3 protein-coding genes are annotated in these 4002 nt (G+C 46.1%); all 3 read left to right on the plus strand.

Annotated features, from left to right (window positions below):
• The first annotated feature begins 574 nt into the window (after nt 1–574).
• On the plus strand, nt 575–1789 hold the full coding sequence (locus tag GY843_RS18995; RefSeq protein WP_297312033.1) for a TolC family protein: 1215 nt from the start codon (nt 575–577) through the stop codon (nt 1787–1789).
• A 30-nt stretch (nt 1790–1819) separates the two neighbouring features.
• Nucleotides 1820–3349, plus strand: a complete 1530-nt coding sequence (locus GY843_RS19000; protein ID WP_297312035.1) for an efflux RND transporter periplasmic adaptor subunit — start codon at nt 1820–1822, stop codon at nt 3347–3349.
• 9 nt (nt 3350–3358) lie between these two features.
• Nucleotides 3359–4002 (plus strand): efflux RND transporter permease subunit (locus GY843_RS19005; RefSeq protein ID WP_297312037.1); only part of this gene is annotated, 644 nt, incomplete at its 3' end.

Genomic DNA, 4002 nt, shown 5'->3' on the forward strand with positions numbered 1-4002 from the left:
GCAAGCGCTGTTGGACAAGGGTTGGACCGAATTAGATTTAGCTTACGCGTTAAAATCAGGCCTGAAGCATGATGGTGACGCCTTCGGAGGAAGTATGGGGGAAGTTGTTAGAGATGGTACTTCCTTTATGCAAAAAGAAGATCTGGAAGCAATAGCACATTATCTAATGAACCAATAATCCAAAGCCCTCAGTGATGAGGGCTTTTTTATGGGACGGGATCTTTGGACTAGTTGTTATGCCGTTTTCAAGAGCGCCTTTGAATTGTGATATGTGGTCGCACAGCAACCTTAAACAGAGCAATTTCAACTTAGTGAAAATAAGACACAAAATACTATCAATTGCCGCGTCAACACGCATAACGTTCTCAGCTTGATCAATCACTTGAACTAATAGAAAAAATTCTTAACAGGTTTTTCTATTGCAGTACCTATTCCACAGCTGATACTCCTCTATTTCCCCCAGAAGCTTTGTGATCCTGAATATCATTTATTCAGTTTCAAATCATTTTCACCATGTAAAGTCTCCGGCATTGTTCATCTAACCCAGAAAAGAGCTATTTGCTTGGGACCTGATATGAAGCTAAAAATAATTACTCGATCCATAGGCATAGGCCTAATGGTTGCTAGTTCTTCCCCAATTTTTGCAGAGACCGCTGCAAACTGGAGCCAACAGTTACAACAGCGCCTAGCTGAATCGCCACAATGGCAACAACTCAACAGCCAAGTGAAGACCGCTAATGCCGAACTAACTGCAGCGCAGCAGCCTGTGTATAACCCTGAAATTGAACTTAGTTACGAAGATACGAACGAACGTGCCTACCAAGCAACACTCAGCCAGACAATTGATCTATTTGATAAACGAGATACCCGTAGTCAAATAGCAGCTCTACAGCAGCAAATTACCAAGCTGGAACAGCAACAAAGTGAAAATCAGATATCAGCGAGCGCCCTCACACTATTGCTGGAAACCCGTCGCGCTAAAGCCCTACTTTCCCTCGCAGATGATCAGCTCAAGATCAGCCAACGCCTAATCAAACTAACCCAACAGCGACTGTATGCGGGCGATGCCACCCAGATCGATCTGGATATAGTAAAACTCTCCTTATCCGAGGCATTACAAACGAAAGCGGCTGCACAACAGTCCTTACACAACTTTCAAGCTGAACAAACGGTTTTGTTGGGTGATCTAATTCCAACCTTGCCACAACCTCTACCTTATACCCTGCCTAAACAACCGGACTTTACACAGTTAAGCCAACAGCATCTAGCTGTAAGAACTTATGGGATGAGAACTCAGCAAGCACAGTTAAAAGTGCAGCAATCGGTCAAAGAGAGCAAAGCAGAACCAACCTTGGGGCTGGGGTTTGGACAAGATGGTGATGACGATGTCATAGCACTTTCCATCAGCTTTCCTCTGAATATTCGCAATAGCTATAGCGCTGAAGTTGATGCCGCTAATGCCCGCGCCAAAACCTCAGATTTAGCCTTGGCCCAAGTACGCCTAGATACAGAAACAGCGCTAGAACGCAGTTGGTCCAGCTTGAAGCAACAGCAGTCATTACAGCAAATCTGGCAAAAACCCGGCCAACGCAGCCTTGTGCAATTGAATCGCCAATTGGAAAAGCTATGGAAGCTTGGCGAACTGACAACCACGAATTATCTGCAGAACTTACAGCAACTGAACCAAGCTCTGGCCGCAGACATCAATTTGAATACCGAATCCGATATCCGCCTGATTGACTGGCTTAGTATCAGCAACCAACTCCAAGACTGGTTAGATCAGCAATAAATATTGGCCTTCATCACTGAGATACTCGTTATGCAAAAGAAAACTCTACCTTTACTCGTTAGCAATTTGTTACTAGCAACTCTGGTTGGCAATGCCTCTGCCGGAGGCAACCACGCAGCAGCTCAACAGCAATCAATTAAAACACCTACACATCAGCATAAAGACAACGAAAAGCACACTGAAGATTCAGATCATAAGCACGAAGAAAGCCATGATTATGCCGAAGAAACTGAACACCAGCATGAAGAAGGCCATGACCACGCCAAAGAAGCCGAACACCATCATGAAGAAGGTCATGATCACGCCGCAGAAACTGAACACCCGCATGAAGAAGGCCATGACCACGCCGAAGAATCCGAGCACCAGCACAATGAAGAGCATGATCACGCCGAAGAAGCGGAACACCAACACGAAGAAGAGCATGATCACGCTGAAGAAACTGAATATCTGCATAAAGAAAGTTATGAGAATGCTTCCGCAGAGGAGCACAGTGATAACGACGGGCATGCTCACGGCAGTGAAGATGAACATGGACATGAAGAAGAGGAAGGGACTGTTCATCTAAATGCCAAACAGCAAGCGATGATCGACCTGAAAACCACCAAACTCAAGCCAGTATTGCTAGCAGATAGCCGAATAGTCCCAGGCGAAGTCGTAATTAACCGCTATAACAGCAGCATTGTCTCCCCCCAAGCAGATGTCCGCGTAATTCAGCGCCATGTCATGTTAGGTGATCATGTCGTTAAAGGGCAGCCGTTGGTTTCTCTGTTTTCCGATGAACTTGCAGACCGTTTCTCTGACCTTAAAAATGACGCGAAAGAGTGGGAGATCGTACGTAAACTGGGCAAGAGCCTTGCGGGTAAAAACCGCTATAGTCAGGCCCAAACTAATTTCCAACAAAGTCTGACTAAGGTCAGTGCGTTTGGACTTTCTAACAGCGAGATCGAAAACCAACTGAACCAGCCCAGCAAACATCCTTTAGGTCAGTTTGTACTGAAGGCACCGCATGCAGGTGTAGTACAACAAGATGATTTTCTGATTGGCCAACAAGTCAGCAGCAGCGACCCTTTATTTACGCTGGTCGATGAAACAACGGTCTGGGTGGAAGCACAACTACCACCTAACCTGCCTTTAAACCTGAGCAAGGGCACACCGATCTCTCTCACTGTTGGGGCTGATGCGTATCAGGGGGAGTTGCTGCAATTCGCACATAGCCTGGATGAAGTTACTCGTACCCGTATGGTGCGAATCAGTGTTAATAATCAGGAGCATCGCCTCCACCCGGGACAATTTGCTCAGGTCCTTATGCCACTGGATAAACACACTTGGCAGTTACACCTACCGGAAGCCGCTTTCACCCGAACCCCTGATGGTGACTGGGGTGTTTTTATCGAGCAATCCCCGGGTGAGTATAAATTTGAGGAAATAGAAGTCATTCGTGAGACTGGTGAGGGGCGCGTTATTAAGGGTTTGCCACTAGGTTCTAAGGTCGTCACATCGGGCACTTTTTTTCTCGCTTCAGAGCAAGCCAAAGCTGGCTTTGATATACACAACCACTAGGATTTCGAGATGTTAAACAGACTAATAACCTGGTCAGTTACTAACCGACTTCTGGTAGTAATAGCCGTATTCACTGCGTTAATTGGCAGCGTATTTTTAATCCCCAGACTTAATCTTGATGCCTTCCCTGATGTAACTAATATCCAAGTTGCAGTAAATGCTGAAGCTCCAGGGCTAGCTGCCGAAGAGGTCGAACAGCTCATCACCTTCCCAATTGAGTCGGTTATGTATGCTATGCCTGATGTTGAAGAGGTACGTTCTATCTCTAAAACGGGCCTTGCCGGAATTACGGTTGTGTTTAAGGAAGGTACCGATATCTACTTTGCCCGCCAACAGGTATTTGAGCAACTGCAAGTGGCTAAAGAGATGATCCCAGCCGGTGTAGGTATTCCTGAAATGGGACCAAATACTTCTGGTCTAGGGCAGATCTATCAGTATCTGTTAAAAGCAGAACCTGGCAGTGAATATGATGTGATGCAACTGCGTAGCCTCAACGACTGGGTGGTAAAACTGTTATTAATGCCGGTTGATGGTGTGACCGATGTGCTCTCTTTTGGCGGTGAAGTTCGCCAGTATCAGGTCAATCTGGATGCCGAACGCCTGTTGGCCTACAAGATCAATAGCGATGACTTAATCACAGCAATTGAAGCAAA

The sequence above is a fragment of the Neptuniibacter sp. genome (genome assembly GCF_024231755.1).
Classification (GTDB): Bacteria; Pseudomonadota; Gammaproteobacteria; order Pseudomonadales; family Balneatricaceae; genus Neptuniibacter.

Bases quoted from the DNA above. Each gene is read 5' to 3' on its own strand.
- GY843_RS19000 (WP_297312035.1), top strand. From the start codon at position 1,820: ATGCAAAAGAAAACTCTACCTTTACTCGTTAGCAATTTGTTACTAGCA.
- GY843_RS18995 (WP_297312033.1), top strand. From the start codon at position 575: ATGAAGCTAAAAATAATTACTCGATCCATAGGCATAGGCCTAATGGTT.